The organism is Halorussus marinus, from assembly GCF_004765795.1.
Lineage (GTDB): Archaea > Halobacteriota > Halobacteria > Halobacteriales > Haladaptataceae > Halorussus > Halorussus marinus.
On record NZ_SBIV01000001.1, the window covers coordinates 101476 to 118176 of the forward strand.

A 16701-nucleotide genomic window follows, 5' to 3' on the forward strand; every position below is an offset into this window, starting at 1 on the left:
TCACACGTCGGACTCGAATCGCGGCGTTTAAAACCAGCGAGGCAGTACGATATCTCGCGGGCGCTTAGCTCAGTCTGGACAGAGTACTTGGCTTCGGACCAAGCTGTCGCGGGTTCAAATCCTGCAGCGCCCATCACGCCGCATACCGAACAGAGATCAGTAGCTTTCGACGAAGGTGTTTTACGTGGCTCTCCACTCGATAACGCCTGATGAGTATCCCGATACCGCTCGGACGGAACTGACCTGAACCGACAGTCGTCCTCTCGTCGATCGCAGTTCGTTCGCCGACTCTGTCCAGCCACGTCCATCTGGGCCGTCGCGGGAGGTACTCACCGAACGACGATCACCGGCACCGGAGACTGTCGGAACACTTTCTGGGCGACGTTACCGACGAACAGTCGGTCGGCGACCGATCCGCCGTGGCTCCCGATCACGACCGCGTCGAAGTCGTCGGCGCGGTTCAGAATCGCCCGAGCCGGCTGTCCCAGTCGAACGTCGGTGGTGATCTCGACGTCGCGGTCGGCGGCGAGATCCCTCGCGCGGTCGAAGACCTCCTTCGCGCGCTCCTCGGCGGCTTCTTCGAGGTCGTCTTCGACGGCGAGCGCCGTGGCCGTTCCCCCCATCGGTGACGGTTCGCCAACGACGTGCATGACGGTGATCTCGGCGTCGGGGTGGTTTTCGAGGGCGTATTCGAGCGCTCTCTCGGCCATCTCCGAGTCGTCCATCGGAACGAGGATTCGTGAGATCATGTGATGCCTACGGTCAGCGGCCGGATAAAACGGGAGGCCGCCCGCTTCGAGTCGCGGTAGACTCCGTTTTGTCATCCACCGCATCCGGCCCCGACAACTATCGGAATTTGAATACTTTTGGCGATCGCCCGTCTGAGTCGTACGTGAGTCCTCGGAGTGGTTGGGTCTGCTCTGTCGACGCCCTCGAACGCGCCACGTTCTGGCGCGGCGGTCGGGACAGGCGAGTCACCGGCACGTACATTCGACACGAACGAGAGTCTCGTCGTATGAGCGACGAGCAAGATAATCCGGGGACGCTGAACGGGTGGCGGAAGCGATCGACGAAATCGGCGTCGAGCGGCTATCGGACATCCTCACGGACGTCTTTTCTGAAGCGCTGAAAGCGGAGCGAGCGGACGACCCAGAGTGAACGGGACACCTCGTCCGTAGTGGCCGTCGTGGCGGTCGCGACCTGCTGGCAGTTGGGTTCGAGCCGACCAGTCGACATTTTATTCCAGTTGGGCGTCGTACACCCGGCTATGGCGCCCTCCGACGGACTCACCGAGGAGCGGGTTCGCGAGATCGTCCGCGACGAGGTGATCGACACGGGCCGGAGTCTGGTCGCGACCGCACTCTGGACGGGGCTGTCGGTCGTCGCGCTTCTCGTCGGCCTCCAGTTGTTCCAGCTCGCGCTCTACGCGCTGTCGCCGCTCGCGATCGCGGGCTACGTTCTCGGCGGCGCGCTCGTCACCGGATCGAGCCTCTATCTCCTCTACGTTCTCTACCGGACGTAGCGAATCGGTCAGATAGGTGGAGGAGTCGGAGAGATGTAGAGTGCTAAAAATATACCCACGTTGTACATTTCTACTCGCTATGGAGTTCGACGGTCCCCTCCGGAACGGTTCGGCTCGTCGTGATGCTACTCGTCGGGGTCGCCACGATCGGGTACGGGGCGTACAGCTACACCACCCAGTCCTCGGCGCTGGCCTCCGCGGTCTAGGTGGACGCGACTATCGCTTCGACCGCGGTGACAGAACAGAAAGCGAGCAAGGGGAGTAGATACAGGCCTCGTGTGACGTTCGACTACACCTACGAGGGAGGGTCGTACACCTCCACGAACGTCTACCCCGGCGAACTTCCGAGGGAGTTCGGAAACGAAGACGAGGCCAGAGCCCAACTGGCCGACGACGGGCCGGGCGACACCGTCACGGCGTACGTCCCACCGGACTCGCCCGGCGAGGCGTTTCTCAAGCACACGACCACCGGCAAGCCGTTTCTCGCGATCGGGGCGGCGTCCTGATTCTCCCGGGCGGGCTCTACTCGACGCGCACCGACTAACGTCGCGGAGGGCCATCCACCGGCTCCTGAAACTCATCGTCCGCCCGATCGGCGATAGCCGTCACTACCGCAATCTGCGGACGACACTGGGCCGCCGGACCGCGACGCCAGATTGTCGACTCCCCGGACGAGTCGTGAGTCCGGCGACGTCGGAGATCGAGTCGGCTCCTGTGGTGTCGGTCCGGTTTCGCGAATCGGGCGGGTCGAGCCGATACACGACGACCAGTCCGTCCTCGTCGAACGATCGCACCGAGTAGTTGCCGAACTGCGCCGGGAACGTGTCGGGTCCCGCCTCCTTGAACCGGACGAACCAGACCGTCGTATCGGTCCGCGTGATCACGTCGAGCTGTTCGGTGTGGCGCTGTTCGAGACTGCCGCTCGGCGCGATCGGCACGACCCGGACCGACGGGCCGTCGTAGTAGTAGTCGACGAGGTTTCGAGATTCGATCCAGTTTGGCTGGACCACGATCACGTCGTCCGACGAGACTCGCTTTTCCATCGCATCGATGTCGCCCCGCCAGTCTTCGGTCGTTTCGCCGCTGTAGTGAACCGCCTCGGGGTCAAGCCCCGAGGCACTCGCCTTGCTCATCTGTAGACCAACTCCCGAACGCTCGCGCTTCCGAGAGCGGGGACGGTAATTTGAACTATCGAAAGTGACTCGATTGGCCGGACCACTTAGACGCCCTTATTAATAGATCCCATATAAAATTGTCGAGTAGTACACCCCGTCACGTCGAGACCACTCGATCGTCGCTCGGCGTCACTCGCGCTGACGCCGCGAACCGCCGGTGGGCGCGTACAGCCGGGTGCCGAAAGAGTCACTCGTTGGTCCGACGGCGCCGAGTGACGCCACCCGAACGAGGAACCTACCGGACGACTACGCTTCGACCGCCCAGTCGAACGCCTCGTCGGGGTCGCTGAACGATCGAACGTCGGCCTGGTTCGCGTCGAGGTTCGCGTTGATCGCTCTGGACTTGATTCCCGGTGCGACGAGCGCGAGGCGGTCCACGCCGACGTCGTCGGCCGCCTGTGCCCACACTTCGGCGAAGTGCTCTTTGCTCTCGTCGTCGAGCAGGATTCCGTCGCCGAACTTCGTCACGGCCCCGTGGATATGGGACTGTCCCGCGAGGTCGATCCACTCGGCCTCGAACTCCTCGGACTCGTCCGGATCGCCGTCCCAGTCGGTGATGTCCTGAATCAGCACGCCGTTTCGCTCCTCGTGGCTGTAATCTACGTCTCCCATCACACGGGTGTCGTGCGCAACTTCAAATAAAAACTCGGGTCCGATTATACCAGGTGATACTTGCACCCAATTCTTATGCGACGCGTTTGCTTCCTACTAAACAGAATGTCAGAGGCAACAAGCGGTGAGCGTGCGACCTACTTTTTGGACGTGGCGGATCGTGGGGACTCAGACGGGGAAAAGAGCCGCGACCAGTTACGCCGCGAGCGCGACGAGTGGCGTCACCTCTTCTCGCAACTGCTCGAACAGTTGCCCGAACCGGTGTGCAGCGTCGACACGGACGGCGTGGTTCGCCAGTCCAACGACGCCGCCGACACGACGTTTCAGCACGCCACCGAGGACGGTGACGTTCAGACACTGGTCGACGCCACGACTCGCCCAGACGGCGGCCCCGACGAAGGCGACGACAGCGAGACGCTCGTCGAGACTGCTCTGGACACCGGGGCGGCGGCGAGGTGCGACGCGGCCCGGAAGGTCTCGGACCCGACGGGCGACCGCTGGGTGCGGCCGGTGGCGGTCCCGCTGGAGACCCTCGACGGGGAGTCGGTCGGCGCGGTCCAGATCGCCCCGGAGGTCACCGAGCTCGTCGAGAACCGAGACAGGGCCGCCGACGCGGTGGAACTGATGGTCGACGAGATCCCGTTCCTGGTCGAGCGATTGGAGGAGGACTTCGAGGAGGTCGTCGACCACCTCGAATCGACGGCCGCCACGACCGACGAACAGAACGACAAGATGGGCCAGATCAGCGACGAGATCTCGACGCTCAGCGCGAGCGTCGAGGAGGTGGCCGCCACGACCGATCAGGTGGCCTCGACGAGCCAGGAGACCCGCGACCTCGCCGTCGAGAGCCGGGAGGAGGCAGACGAGGTGATCGACGTCCTGAACACGGTCCGGAACTCGGGCGGGGAGATGGTCGAGGACGTCGAACGTCTGAACGAGACGGTCGACGAGATCGACTCGGTGCTCGAAGTGATCAACGACATCGCCGACCGAACGAACGTCCTCGCGCTCAACGCCTCGATCGAGGCCGCGCGTGCGGGGGAGGCCGGCGAGGGCTTTGCGGTCGTCGCCGAGGAGGTGAAGTCGCTCGCCGAGCAGTCCCAGGAACAGGCCGCCGAGATCGAAGAGTTGATCGCCGACGTCGAAACGAAGGCCGCGAACACGATCGAGGGCGTTACCGAGACCTACAGCGAACTCGAAGAGGGGATCGAAAGCACCGAGACCGTGATGGATCGGCTCACGGACATCGTCGACGCGACCGAGAAGACCGCCGACGGCGTCACGGAAGTCTCGAAGGTGACCGAGGATCAGGCTACCTCGATCGAGCAGGTCGCGGCGGTGGTCGACGAGCTATCGGAGACGACCGCCAGCCTCGCCTCGGACTCGACGATGATCTACGAGGCGAGCCAGTACCAGCACGAGGTCATCGACGACATCCAGGCCGAACTGACGAACGCCGCCGAACTGGTCGACGAGACCGACGAGTAACCGGTCGAGTTCGCCGTCGATCGGATCTCGCTGGCGGACGCCCCGTATCTGGGATCCCGAGCGACGTGCCGGACGACTTCTCGTTGCCTCGCGTCGGATTCGCCGCGACGCCTCGGAGTCGCCGACTGCCGCCACCGAAAGGAATATGTCCGAATGCCTGCCTGTTTCACGAACGATTGAGGATGAGTACCACATGCCGCGACTGACCGGCGGAGAGGCGGTCGTCGCACAGCTCGAGCGGGAGGGCGTCGACGTCGCGTTCGGGATCCCGGGTGTGCACACGCTCGACGTCTACGACCCGCTCCTCGACAGCGACATCGACCACGTCACGACCCGCCACGAACAGGGCGCCGGCTTCATGGCCGACGGGTACGCCCGAACGACCGGACGGATCGGGGTCGCGCTGGTCATCACCGGCCCCGGGCTGACGAACGCCGCGACGCCGATCGGGCAGGCCTACTCGGACTCCTCGCCGTTGCTCGTCGTCTCCAGCCAGAACGAGACCAACGAGGACGGGCGGGGGAAAGGCTACCTCCACGAGCTCAAAGACCAGCAGGGCGCGATGGAAAGCATCGCGGCTTACAGCGAGCAGGTGACGCGGGTCGCCGACGTCCCCGAGGCGATCTCGGACGCTGTCGAGTACCTCCGGACCCGTCGGCCCCGTCCCGTCCACGTCCAGATCCCGACCGACGTGCTGGCCCGCGAAGAACGGGTCGAACTCGCGGCGCCTGTCGGCGAGCCGTCTCCCGACCCGGTCGACGAGACCCGGCTCGCGGCGGCGGTCGACCGGCTCGCGGAGGCCGACCGGCCGCTACTCGTGGTCGGCGGCGGCGCGTCCGGTGCGGCCGACGCGGTCCGCCGGCTCGTCGACGCCGCCGGCGTCCCGGTCGTCTCGACGGTCGCGGGCAAGGGCGTCGTCCCGGCCGACCACCCGCTCGCGCTCGGGGCGACCACCGGTCGCGAGCCGGTCGCCGAGTTCGTCGAGTCCCGGGACCTCGCGATCGCGATCGGCACCGAACTCAGTCCCCGGGAGTTCGAGTCGGTCGACCTGCCCGAAACCCTCGTCCAGATCGACATCGACTACCGAACCCTCGGCAAGACCTACCCGACCGAGGTCGGCATCGTCGCCGACGCGGCGGCGGCGGTCCCCGAGCTCGCCGACCGCGTCGAATCGAGGGGCGTCGAGTTCGGCGACGACCAGCGCGAGGCGGTCGCCGACCTCCGGGCGCGTATCGAGTTGGGGCCCGACGACCGCGACGGCCGCCACCGGATCCTCGCGGCGCTCCGGGCGGCGCTCGACGACGACGCGGTGGTCGTCAACGACATGACGAAGGTGTCGTACGCGGCGTCGAGCGAGTTCCCCGTCCGCGAGCCCGACACCTTTCTGTTCCCCCGGGGGTTCGGGACGCTCGGGTTCGGGCCGCCCGCGGCGTTCGGCGCGGCGGTCGGCTCGCCCGACACGCAGGTCGTCGGGCTGGTCGGCGACGGCGGGTTCCTGTTCACGGTACAGGCGCTCGCGACCGCAGTCAAGCACGACCTCGCGGTGCCGATCGTGGTCGTCAACGACGACTGCTACGGCGTCCTCGAAGAGATCCAGGCGCGAGACTACGACGGCCGGATCGTCGGGACCGACATCGAGAACCCCGAGTTCGTCCCGCTGGCCCGGGCGTTCGGCGCCGCCGCCGAGCGGGTCGACGCCGACGCGGTCGAGACGGAGTTGCCCGCCGCGCTGGAGGCGGCGTTCGCGCGCGACCGACCGACGGTCGTCGAGATACCGGTCGACTTCTGAACTACACACATGCAAGACAACGAGCGGACGGGTGCGTTCGATCACCTGTTCACCGAGACTGTACGAGACGGACTGAACGAAGAGGGGTACGGAAGCTGGCGGTCGATAAAGGCCCCCGGTGCGGTGTCGCTGAGCTTCGGCTTTCCATTCCCCGAATCGTTCCCCGAGGACCAGCTCGTCGCGGCCGCCGAGGCCGTGTTCGAACAAGAGGGCGAGCGCGCGCTCCAGTACGGCGGCGGCGAGTACGTCGACCGTCTCACCGAAACGGTCGTCGAGCGCGAGCGCGAGCGAGGCATCGACTGCGACGAGGAGAACGTCCTGTTGACGAACGGCTCGACCCACGCGATCGACGTGGTCTGTCACACGTTCCTCGAACGCGGCGACGAGGTGTTCGTGGAGGCGCCGACGTTCATGGGCGCGCTCAAGTTGTTCGCGAACTACGGCGTCGACGTGACCGGCTTCGAGGCCGACGCCGACGGCCTCGACGTCGACGCGCTCGCGGCGGAGCTAGACGCCCGGCGGGCCGACGGCCGGCCCCTCCCGAAACTGCTGTACACCATCCCGACCTTCCAGAACCCCGGCGGGACCACCATGTCGCGCCCGCGCCGCGAGCGCCTCCTGGAGCTGGCCGAGGAGTACGACTTCGTCGTGCTCGAAGACGACGCCTACGACGACCTGCGGTACCGCGGCGAGCCCGTGGCGCCGCTCGCGGCGCTCGACGACTCCGGCCGGGTGGTCCGGGTCAACACGTTCTCGAAGACCATCGCGCCCGGGGTCCGGACGGGATGGGTGCTCGCCGACGCGGAACCGCTTGCCGAGATCACCCGGATGCGGGCCGGCGGGACCAACACGTTCACCCAGAGCGTGCTCGGGCGCTACTGCGCCGAGGGTCGCTTCGAGGCCGACGTCGAGGAGCTCCGGGCGGCCTACGAGCGCCGGTGTGATCACATGCTCGACCTGCTCGACGAACACATGCCGCCGGGCGCCGAATGGACCGAGCCAAACGGCGGCTTTTTCGTCTGGGTCGAACTCCCCGAGGGGATCGACGCCGAGGCGCTGCTCCCGACCGCCGCCGACGAGGGGGTCACCTACCTCCCGGGCGAGCAGTTCTTCCCGGACGACGGCGGCGAGAACTGCCTCCGGCTCTCGTTCAGCCACGTCTCGCTCGACGAGATGGAGCGGGGAATCCGGGCGCTGGCCCGAGCGACCGAGTCGACGCTGGCGGACCACTGAGTCGGCGACGGTCCGGGAAAACCGGACGCCTACCGGGGCGACGCATAGATTTATGCCATCCTACGGACACGTACGCCCATCGTGACACACCACTCCGCAACGGCCGAGTACGACGCGCTGAACGCGGTCCGGGTCCACACGCCCGGCCCCGAACTGCTGACCGGGAGCCTCGACCCCGAGCGATCGCTGTTCTTCGAGCCGGTGGCGCCCGAACGTGCCCGCCGGGAACACCGACGCCTGATCGAGACCTTCGAGCGTGCGGGCGTCGAGGTCCACCAGCTCGCCGACGACCTCGCCGCGGCCGGAGCGCTCGACGAGCTGGTCCGAGAGGTCGCGGCCGCGACCGAGTCGACGCCGGGGGACGTCCGCCCGATTCCGGACGTCGACGCCGTCCTCGATGCGTTCGACGCCCGCGAGAAGCTCGGGCTGGTGTTGAGCCGCCCGCGATTGCTCGACCGCGACGCCGGGGCGGGCGAGGCCAACTGGTGGGGCCGGTCGGCCGAGTCGACGGTCGCCGACGTCCGCTTCGAGCGCCCGATCTCGAACATGTACTTCCAGCGCGACCACAACCTGCTCGGCGACGAGGGGCCGATCGTCGCCAACATGTACGACGCGGTCCGCCAGCCCGAGATCCCGCTGGTCCGGACCGCGTGGGAGGGCGTCGGGGCCGACGTCGCCCATCAGGTGACCGACGAACCAATCGAGGGCGGGGACTTCGTACCGGCCGGCGACTTCGCGCTGGTAGGCACCTCGGCGGTGGTCGACGGCGAGGAGGAGATCCTCCGGACCAGCTACGCCGCCGGCGAACAGTTGCTCGACGCCGGGGCGATCGGGTTCGAGGAGGTCGGACTGGTGCGTGCGCCCCTCGAAGCCGGCCGGGCGATGGCCGAGGAGTACGGCACCGGCTCGCGGGTCCTCCACCTCGACGGGTGGCTCAACGTCGCGGCTGAGGGGCTGGCGGTCACCCGCGAGCGCCTCGCGGCCGCCGCCGAGGTCGACGTCTACGAGCGCCGCGGCGACGAGTACCGCCGGCGCGAAACCACGACGGTGCTGTCGTACCTCGACGAGAAGGGCTACGACACGATCAATCCCGACTGGCTCGAACGCTGGCCGACGAACTTCCTGACCGTCGACGACGGGACGGTGGTCGCGATCTACCGCGACGACGCCGAGGGGACCGGCGAGTACCGCCCCGAGCGCAACCACACCATCGAGGCGCTGAAAGAACGAGGCGTCGAGGTGTTGCCCGACGGTACCGGCCTCCTGCCGAGCGCGCTCACCGCCGGCGGCGGCGGGGTCCACTGCATGACGACGCCGCTGTCGCGGGGGTAGCCGCGTCGCCGACGCATCGATTTGTTTCGTGACTCATTCGCCGATCCCCCGAGTCGCGACCAGCCGCCGGAGCGCGGCGTAGCCGGCGAGCCCACAGACCACGTAGGCGGCCACCATCGCGCGGGTGAGCGGCTGTGGACTGCCGATGGCGAGTTTCGCCACGGTGTTCGCGGGCGGTTCGGGCAGGAGGTAGGTGGCGCTGAACACGACCAGAATCCCCATCGAGAAGAGGAACTGGGCCTGTTTGCGGTCGCGGAACCGGAGCGCGGCGAACGCCCCCATCGCGACCACGCCGACCGAGAAGCCGGTTACGACCAGCAGAATCTCAGCGACGTTCGAGATGTCGGTCCCGTTGAGCGACAGCAGGGCCAGCCACGCGCCCGCCTGGAGCGGCGCGAGCGCGCCCATCGCCGCCAGCTTCCCGTCGACGATGTCGGTGGCGGTCAGCGGCGTCACCCGGAGGAGTTCGAGCGTCCCGCGGTCGTACTCCTCGGCGATGGCGTCGACCGCGACGCTCCCGCTGAGAAACACCGGCAGGAACATCAACAGCGGGAGCAACACGGTGTAAGTGAACCCGAAGTACGGGCTCGACTCGCCGTCGCGGGGCAGATCGATCGGCGTCCGTTCGAGTTGGGCCCGGAGGCGCTTCCGCTCGGCGCGCTCGAAGGCGTCGAGGGCGTCTCGGACCTGCGTCACGACCAGCGTGGTCCGGATGTTGCCGTCGGGGACGACCGCCTCCACGTCGGCCTGTCCGCTCGGGAGCCGGTCGACGTAGAGGACGGCGTGAACCTCACCACCGCGGAACGCGTCCATCGCCGAGCCGTAACTGCCGTACTCGACGGCCCGCCAGCCGCCCTCGCGCTCGATGACGGGCGCGATATCGTCGCCGGCCTCACCGGTCACCGCGAACTCGACGACGAACCCCTCCGAGACCGACCCGGGGTCGTACAGCGAGACGAGCCCGACCGCGAGGAACGACGAGAACGCCGCGATGAAAAGCTGGATCAGGATCGCGAGCACGATGGTCTTCTCGCTCCGGAGCGACGCCAGCTCCCGGCGCGCGACCGTCAGGCGCTTACCCAAGGTAGCTCACCACCGTTAGGTTGTAGCCGGCATGAACCAGCGTCGCGACAGCGAGGGTCCCGAAGTACCACCGCCGATCCCTGCTCGCGCCGGCGGCGGTGATCGTCGCGGTGACCGCGTGGAGCGCCAGCGGCGCGAAAAACAGCCCTACCAGCACCAGCGGCGACGACTGGATCCCGAGCCCCGTGACGGTGCCAAACGCCGCCCGGCCGAGTTCGAGGTTCGGGAGCCCGACCAGCTGGGCGACCGCGGTCGCCTTCTCGCCGACGAAAAAGCCAAGCCCCGAGAGGAACCCGAGCCACCCGATCGACCGGGCCGACCGGCCGAACCGCTCGTGGGCGAACCCGGCGTAGATCCCGACGCTCTTGGCGACCTCCTCGACGAGCGCGATCGCGACCAACAGCGCGGGGATCGACACCGAGACCGGGAGCGCAAAGAGGAGCGCGACCGCCAGCAGTTCGGCGACGAAGACGAACGGGATCGAGAGGGCGCTCAGCTTCGCGAGGCTCCGGGGGCTCGACAGTTGGCTGTCGAGCGCGTCGAGGAACTTGAGCGGCACCGACCGCTGGGTGAACATGTCCTCCTCGCGGTAGACGCCCGCGCCCAGCGCGAACAGCGTCCCGGCGGTCAGCAACAGCGGGAGCGTCGAGAACGCGTAGTCGGCGAGCGGGACCGCCCCGCCCCCGAGCGCCCGGACCACCAGCGTCAGCGGCGAGATGGCCGCGATGGGGTGGACGTCGGTGAAGATCGCGGGGATGAACGCGTAGGAGGTCAGAAGCACCGAGAGGGTGACGGTGACGAAGGTGAGCTCCTTGAAAGACCGGGCGAACATCCCGCCGACGAACGCGCAGGCCAGAAACAGCAACGCGATGGGCGCGACCGCCGCGACCGACACCGCCGCGGTCGACACGATTTCGAGCGGCGCGTCGCCGCCGGCCGGGGTCAGCCCCGCGATCCCGAGCGCGGTGAGGGTCGCGATGGCGATCATCCCGACGAGGTACGGGAGGGTCTTGCCCGCGACGATGTCGCCCCGCGAGACCGGCGAGACGAGCAGGAGCTCGCCGCGGTCGTTGATCCGCTCGTTCAGGATGCTCGACGCGTACGCCTGGATCACGAAGTTCATCGGGAGCACGAACGCGAACGCGAGCACCAGCGACTCGAAGGGGAACGGCGGCGCGATGTCGGCGGGCGTGCCGCCTCGGGTCTGGTCGGTGAACAGCGACGAGCCGCTCCCGACCGACGGCGCGCCGGCCGGCCCGTCGCCGACAGCGCCGCCGTCGTCGCCTCCGGCATCCCTATCGGTGGCGCCGACGGTGTCGCCCCCGCCAGACTCGCCGCCGGCTCCATCGCTGTTGGACTCGCCACTATCGATCTCGTCTCCATTGTCGGTCGGTCGGCTGGTCGCCTGAAGATCCGCGTCGTCAGTCTCGCCACCGGTGTCGCCCCCGCCGGATTCGCCGCCGCCGAGTCCGACCTCGTCCTCGTCGGTCGGCCGGGTGGTCGCCGGAGGCTCCGAGTCGTCGGTCCCGGCGCCGGTCGTCGAGACGTTCTGGGCGACGTACCGGAGCGAGACGTTCACCGGGAACGCGGCGGTCCGGTTTCGCTCGAAGCCCATCAGGTCGTCGTTGTACGCCTGCACCGTCGCGCGCAGTTCGGAGATCGCCGCCTGCCCCTTCTGGGTCGGGGCCGGGACCGGCGGTCGGCCGGGCAGGATCAGCACGTCGATCTCGCCGTTGCGGAACGCGCGGGCGTCGGGCTCGACCGCGACGAACGTCGAGTCGTTCGCGACGGGGCCGCGGTACGGGCTGTCGTCGGCGACGCCGACCTGATAGATACCGTCGTCGAGCGCGATGCCCTTGCTGGCGACCAGCGGCGTGAGCGCGGCCACCAACACGAGCACGACCCCGATCGCCGCCAGCGTCCGGCGGTCGAGCTGGCCCGCGTTCTTCGAGACCTCCCATCGGGCGATTCGGAGGGTCTTGTCGGCCTTCACGGCCGGCCCTCCACGTCGGGCGACTCCTCGGCGAGATCGAGGAAGATGTCCTCCAGGCTCGGGGTGTGAGTCTGGATGTCGGTCACTTCGCCGCCGGACGCGGCCGCCAGCTCGCGGGTCTCCTCGACGCCGTCCATGCTCTCGACGATCCGGCGGTACGCGCCGTTCTCCGCGACCGCGCCCTCGATGTCGACGGTGGTGTAGACGTGGTACTCCGTCCGGCCGTGTTCGGCGCGGATCTCCTCGACGGCGCCCCGCGCGACGATCCGACCGTCGTTCATCACGACCACCCGGTCGCAGATGCTCTCGACGTGAAAGAGGTTGTGCGCGCTGAACACCACCGTCTTGCCCGACTCGGCGAGCTCGCGCGTGAACTCGATGATGTAGTTGGTGGTGAGCGGATCGAGCCCGCTTGCCGGTTCGTCGTAGATCAGGACCTCGGGGTCGTTGACCAGCGACCGCGCGATGGCGACCTTTCGGCCCATCCCCTTCGACATGTCGCCGAGCTTGCGGTCGCGGTGGTCGAGATCGAGCCGATCGAGGGTGTCGTGGATGCGCTCGCGGGCGGTCGCCCGGGGCACGTCGTAGAGATCCCCGAAGAACTCGAGGTACGAGACCGGCGTCATGTCCTCGTAGAGGGGCGACTCCTCGGGGAGAAAGCCGAGGTAGTTGCGCATCTCGGCGTCCTGGGCGTCGTAGCCGGCGACGGTCGCGGACCCGCTCGTGGGCTCGATGAGCCCCGCGAGCATCTTCAGGGTCGTCGTCTTGCCCGCGCCGTTCGGGCCGATGATGCCGAACACCTCGCCGTCGGGGACCGAGAAGGTGCTTCCCTCGACAGCGGTAAAGCCGCCGTACTCTTTCCGCAGGCTGTCGACGTCTATCATTCGAGCTGTCCGACAGTCGATACCCCGGTGACTTGATTTTATGGGTTACGGGCGCCCGAGACAACCGGGTACGACCGTCCCGATTCGGCCGGGGCGATCGGGGTTCGGACCCTCACGCCTCCTCGACCGTGTCGAGGACGCGCTGGGAGAGTTCGACGTCCGAGATGTCGCCGTCGTCGTGGGCCGCCAGCCACTCGGCGTCGGCCCGCCAGCTCCCGCGGACGCCCGCGGCGGGGTCGGGCTCCCCGTCGGCCGACGGCTCCGGGTCGTCGATGTCGTGGACCGTCGCCCGCACGTCGACGGGCTCCCACTCGCCGTCGGCGAGCGCGTCGAGCAGGAGGTTGAGCACCCGCCCGATCTCGCGGTCCGGAACCGCCTCGCCGGGCGTCGCGGTCTCGTAGTCGAGGGCGAGGCCGGCGTCGGTTCGCTCCAGGGAGGTCACGTAGACGCCGTGGCTCATCAGTCGCGCTTCGAGTCGTTCGCGGAGATCCTCGGGGTCCATGGGTCCCCGTTCGGGGTCGAGGCGGTAGTGGCTACCGGAAGTCCTGTGAGTCTCGCGGGGTGACACAGCCGCAGGTCACCGCCGGATCGAGCACGTCGTCGACCGGCATCGACTCGCCACATTCGGTACAGACGACGCTCGCGGACGGCGTCGTTCGGTAGCGTCGAAGCGCGCCGAGCCCGATCGCGGCGCCGGCGGCGACGCCGACCACCCCCGCCAACGTCTTGTCGAACAGCGCAGTATCGCGTGCCATGCGCTCGGGAGGTTCGGCCAGAACCTTAAAGCCACTGACGCGCACGACCCGACAGAATTCGATCCGGCGGGGGTGAAACTTTTTGGCGATCGTCGACTTACCCGGGTGCATGGTCGACTCGCTGTCGAGCACCGGCGTCGAATCCGACGAGAGCGGCGACAACACCGCGACCCAGGTCGCGTCGCTGCTCGTGGTCGGACTCGGCCTGCTCGGGCTGTTCGCCGGGATCGAGGGGTTCTGGCTGGTGTTCGTCATCGGGTTCGCCGTGGTCGTCCCGCTCGTCGACACGCTGTTGGGCGACGACGAGGCGTCGGCCGATCCCGACGCGTCGGTCGAGGCCCCGGAGTCAAAGCAGGAGGCGCTCGACACCTTGCGGGACCGCTACGCCCGAGGGGACCTGAGCGACGCGGAGTTCGAGCGGAAGGTCGAGCGACTGCTCGAAACCGAGACGCCCGAGAGCGCTCGCGACCACGTCGCCCGCGAGCGCGGGGGCGAACGCGTCCGCGAGCGCGAGTGAGTTCGGGGCCGGTTTCGAGCGGCTGACAGACGCCACATATAAAAACCGGTCGAGACAGTTACTACCCATGGTAGAGTTCCTGAGTTACCTCGTGGGGTTCGTCGTGAGCCTCCTCATCGGCGCGTTCGGTATCTACGTCGGTGCGAGAGTCATCGCTGACCGTGACGACTACGAATACGCAGTGCTCACCGCTATCGTCGGCGCGCTGGTCTGGTGGGTCGTCGCCGGACTGTTCGGACTTATTCCGTTCGTCGGGTCGTTCATCGGCGCGGTTCTCGGCCTCCTCGCGTGGGTCTGGGTGATCAATGCGCGCTACCCCGGCGGGTGGGGGACGGCCATCGGCATCGGACTCGTTGCGTGGCTGTCGGTCTGGGTCGTGCTCGTGTTGCTCGAAGGGATCGGATTCGTCGAGGCGGGTGCGCTCGGGGTCCCGTTCCTCTGATCAGTCGGCTAATTCTTTGTTGACGAGTTCGGCGGCGTTGCGGATCGCACCCACCGACGAGAGGTAGCCGGCGCCGACGGTCGCCTTGAGCGTCTTCGCGGCCGCCCCGGTGACGACGGTCGGGCCGACCTGCGCGACCGCGCCGTCGCCGATCGACACCAGCCATCCCGGCGAGTCGAACGCGAACGGTTCGAGCCGGGGCTCGAAGATGTCGCCGCCGTCGCGATCGGCGTCGACGAGCCGGCCGATGTTTTCGGCGACCGTCCGGGCCTCCCGGATCGCCGACTGGGCGCTCGCCGGGACGGGCTCGCCGTCGGCGTCCACCACGCGGGCGGCGTCGCCGACGACGAACGTCGAGTCCGAGACCCGGAGGTTGTTCTGGACCTCGGGGCGCTCGCCGTCGAGGGCGGCCGGCCCCCGGATGCCGCCGGTCCAGACGAACTGGTCGTACGCCAGCGACGCGCCCGACTCGAGGTCGATCGCGTCGTCGGTCGCCTCCGCGACCGCGGTTCCGGTCCGGATCTCGACCCCGCGGGCTTCGAGGGCCTCCCGGACCGCCCGCTGGAAGTTCTCGGGGAAGGCCGGGGCGACGGTGTCGTACTGTTCGAGCAGGGTGACGGTCACGTCGTCGCCGGCGCCCTCCTCGTCGGCGAACGCCGCGAGTTCGCCGGCGACCTGCACGCCCGACAGCCCGGCGCCGCCGACCACGACCCGGCCGCCGGCCTCGAGCGCGGCGAGGAACTCCGCGCGGATGGCCTCGGCGTCGGGAATCGACTTCAGCGGGGTGGCGTGGTCCTCGACGCCCGGCAGGTCGTAGAAGGCCGTCTCGGCGCCGAGACACACCGCGGCGTAGTCGTAGGCCAGTTCGTCGCCGTCGGCGAACGTGACGACGCCGGCCTCGGGGTCCACGTCGGCGACCTCCGCCTTCCGGAGTCGGGCGCGGTCGAGCACCGCCTCCAGCGGGACCTCGATGTCGTCGGCCAGCGAGGGCCGGCGGATCACGCGGTGGATCTCGTGTTGGACGAGGTGGCTCCCCGTCCGCTCGACCACCACGAGTTCGACGTCGTCGGGAACGGTGCGCTCTAGCTTTCGGGCGAGGCTCAGTCCGGCGTACCCCGCGCCGAGGATGGCGATTCGCATTCGTCCGGACCTAAGAACCCGGAGGGCTTAGTAGTGGGTGGGAGGGTTCGGGCGATCGAACGACCGCCGAGTACGAACGCTTAAAAAGTGTTAGGTATGTAACTACAACATGGATCGCGAGCGACTCGTCGGCCTGCTGGCCCACTGGCGGACGTGGTGGGACCTCGCGACGGTCGTCTTCGGCGTCTGGCTACTAGCGGTCCTCTTCGGGACGTCCCATCCGGCGATTCCGGCGGTCGCCTTCCGGCTCGGACTGCCCGCGTCCGTCGGCCTGTTTTTCGTCGGGTTCGGGTGTCTCGCGTGGCGCCAGCGCGGCGACCGAGAGTGAGGGCGCCACTCTCCTCGGGTGCGACGGGCTACGCCTCGTTCTCCGCGTCGGACGTGTAGGCGAGTTCGAGTCGGAGCCGCGCGGTACACGAGACGTTCGAGACGTCGAAGTCCAGCCCCTCGACCTGCTCGTCGAGGTAGCCGTTGCACCGGCCGTGCTGGACGAGGTTCTCGACGGTCGCGGGCGAGCCACACTCCGGGCAATCGAAGTAGTAGCCGCTCTCGCTCTCGTGGAGCGCGTCGGGCTCCAGATCCATGCGCACGGCCGCTTCCCAGTCGGTGTCGGGCGCGTCGGTGTCTGCCATGCCACAGACGACGGGCCATCGACGGGTAACAGCTACGGCCGTCTCCCGTCGCCGCGCCGGTCCGGCGTTCCGAAACCCACAAGCGCGGCTCGCGCGAACGTCCC

The 16701-nt window shown here is 68.1% G+C and carries 19 protein-coding genes and 1 tRNA gene; 10 read left to right on the top strand and 10 right to left on the bottom strand.

From position 1 onward, the window contains the following. The first annotated feature begins 58 nt into the window (after nt 1–58). Nucleotides 59–133 (top strand) — tRNA-Arg (locus EPY72_RS00565). A gap of 196 nt (nt 134–329) precedes the next feature. Here the strand turns inward: EPY72_RS00565 and EPY72_RS00570 are convergent. Further along, nucleotides 330–749: a universal stress protein gene (locus tag EPY72_RS00570; RefSeq protein WP_135805254.1), complete on the bottom strand. Its 420-nt coding sequence runs from the start codon at nt 747–749 to the stop codon at nt 330–332. A 518-nt stretch (nt 750–1267) separates the two neighbouring features. Here EPY72_RS00570 and EPY72_RS00575 point away from each other — a divergent pair. Both EPY72_RS00575 and EPY72_RS00580 read left to right on the top strand, forming a co-directional pair. Then, nucleotides 1268–1522: a hypothetical protein gene (locus EPY72_RS00575; RefSeq protein WP_135805255.1), complete on the top strand. Its 255-nt coding sequence runs from the start codon at nt 1268–1270 to the stop codon at nt 1520–1522. Nucleotides 1523–1755: 233 nt separating this feature from the next. Continuing rightward, complete coding sequence (locus EPY72_RS00580) at nt 1756–2028, top strand: DUF3592 domain-containing protein (protein ID WP_244605518.1); 273 nt, start codon at nt 1756–1758, stop codon at nt 2026–2028. 102 nt (nt 2029–2130) lie between these two features. Here EPY72_RS00580 and EPY72_RS00585 read toward each other — a convergent pair whose 3' ends face one another. Further along, on the bottom strand, nt 2131–2655 hold the full coding sequence (locus EPY72_RS00585) for a hypothetical protein (RefSeq protein ID WP_135805257.1): 525 nt from the start codon (nt 2653–2655) through the stop codon (nt 2131–2133). A gap of 288 nt (nt 2656–2943) precedes the next feature. Continuing rightward, nucleotides 2944–3309 (bottom strand): hypothetical protein, encoded by a 366-nt coding sequence (locus tag EPY72_RS00590; protein WP_135805258.1) that lies wholly within the window; start codon nt 3307–3309, stop codon nt 2944–2946. Nucleotides 3310–3414: 105 nt separating this feature from the next. Here EPY72_RS00590 and EPY72_RS00595 point away from each other — a divergent pair, with 105 nt between their 5' ends. The 4 genes from EPY72_RS00595 (at nt 3415) to EPY72_RS00610 (ending at nt 9151) form a co-directional block, all read left to right on the top strand. Then, nucleotides 3415–4797, top strand: coding sequence for a methyl-accepting chemotaxis protein (locus EPY72_RS00595; RefSeq protein WP_168215981.1), 1383 nt, complete (start codon nt 3415–3417; stop codon nt 4795–4797). 193 nt (nt 4798–4990) lie between these two features. Further along, nucleotides 4991–6586 (top strand): thiamine pyrophosphate-binding protein, encoded by a 1596-nt coding sequence (locus tag EPY72_RS00600; protein WP_168215982.1) that lies wholly within the window; start codon nt 4991–4993, stop codon nt 6584–6586. Nucleotides 6587–6595: 9 nt separating this feature from the next. After that, nucleotides 6596–7819 carry an aminotransferase-like domain-containing protein gene (locus EPY72_RS00605; protein WP_135805261.1) on the top strand — a complete coding sequence of 408 codons (1224 nt, stop codon included), beginning with the start codon at nt 6596–6598 and terminating at the stop codon, nt 7817–7819. An 81-nt stretch (nt 7820–7900) separates the two neighbouring features. Beyond that, the gene (locus EPY72_RS00610; RefSeq protein WP_168215983.1) at nt 7901–9151 is read left to right on the top strand and encodes an arginine deiminase family protein; all 1251 of its coding nucleotides are present in this window, start codon (nt 7901–7903) and stop codon (nt 9149–9151) included. 33 nt (nt 9152–9184) lie between these two features. Here the strand turns inward: EPY72_RS00610 and EPY72_RS00615 are convergent, their stop codons facing one another. From EPY72_RS00615 to EPY72_RS00635, 5 genes are all read right to left on the bottom strand, one after another. After that, nucleotides 9185–10234, bottom strand: a complete 1050-nt coding sequence (locus EPY72_RS00615) for an ABC transporter permease (RefSeq protein WP_168215984.1) — start codon at nt 10232–10234, stop codon at nt 9185–9187. Beyond that, nucleotides 10227–12227, bottom strand: coding sequence for an ABC transporter permease subunit (locus EPY72_RS00620; RefSeq protein WP_135805263.1), 2001 nt, complete (start codon nt 12225–12227; stop codon nt 10227–10229). Before EPY72_RS00620 ends, EPY72_RS00615 begins: the two co-directional genes overlap by 8 nt. Further along, complete coding sequence (locus EPY72_RS00625; RefSeq protein WP_135805264.1) at nt 12224–13111, bottom strand: ABC transporter ATP-binding protein; 888 nt, start codon at nt 13109–13111, stop codon at nt 12224–12226. Before EPY72_RS00625 ends, EPY72_RS00620 begins: the two co-directional genes overlap by 4 nt. A gap of 112 nt (nt 13112–13223) precedes the next feature. Then, nucleotides 13224–13613 (bottom strand): DUF8159 domain-containing protein, encoded by a 390-nt coding sequence (locus EPY72_RS00630; protein WP_134672498.1) that lies wholly within the window; start codon nt 13611–13613, stop codon nt 13224–13226. A 31-nt stretch (nt 13614–13644) separates the two neighbouring features. Beyond that, on the bottom strand, nt 13645–13866 hold the full coding sequence (locus EPY72_RS00635) for a hypothetical protein (RefSeq protein ID WP_134672499.1): 222 nt from the start codon (nt 13864–13866) through the stop codon (nt 13645–13647). A gap of 109 nt (nt 13867–13975) precedes the next feature. Here EPY72_RS00635 and EPY72_RS00640 point away from each other — a divergent pair, with 109 nt between their 5' ends. Both EPY72_RS00640 and EPY72_RS00645 read left to right on the top strand, forming a co-directional pair. Beyond that, nucleotides 13976–14383 (top strand): SHOCT domain-containing protein, encoded by a 408-nt coding sequence (locus EPY72_RS00640; protein ID WP_134672500.1) that lies wholly within the window; start codon nt 13976–13978, stop codon nt 14381–14383. Between the two features lie 67 nt (nt 14384–14450). Further along, the gene (locus tag EPY72_RS00645) at nt 14451–14825 is read left to right on the top strand and encodes a hypothetical protein (protein WP_134672501.1); all 375 of its coding nucleotides are present in this window, start codon (nt 14451–14453) and stop codon (nt 14823–14825) included. Here the strand turns inward: EPY72_RS00645 and EPY72_RS00650 are convergent, their stop codons facing one another. After that, nucleotides 14826–15965 (bottom strand): NAD(P)/FAD-dependent oxidoreductase, encoded by a 1140-nt coding sequence (locus EPY72_RS00650; protein WP_135805265.1) that lies wholly within the window; start codon nt 15963–15965, stop codon nt 14826–14828. A gap of 109 nt (nt 15966–16074) precedes the next feature. Here EPY72_RS00650 and EPY72_RS00655 point away from each other — a divergent pair, with 109 nt between their 5' ends. Further along, nucleotides 16075–16293 (top strand): hypothetical protein, encoded by a 219-nt coding sequence (locus tag EPY72_RS00655; protein ID WP_135805266.1) that lies wholly within the window; start codon nt 16075–16077, stop codon nt 16291–16293. Between the two features lie 28 nt (nt 16294–16321). On the opposite strand, the gene EPY72_RS00660 is transcribed toward EPY72_RS00655, so the two are convergent. Beyond that, nucleotides 16322–16597, bottom strand: a complete 276-nt coding sequence (locus tag EPY72_RS00660; protein WP_209019664.1) for a hypothetical protein — start codon at nt 16595–16597, stop codon at nt 16322–16324. Nucleotides 16598–16701: the final 104 nt, after the last annotated feature.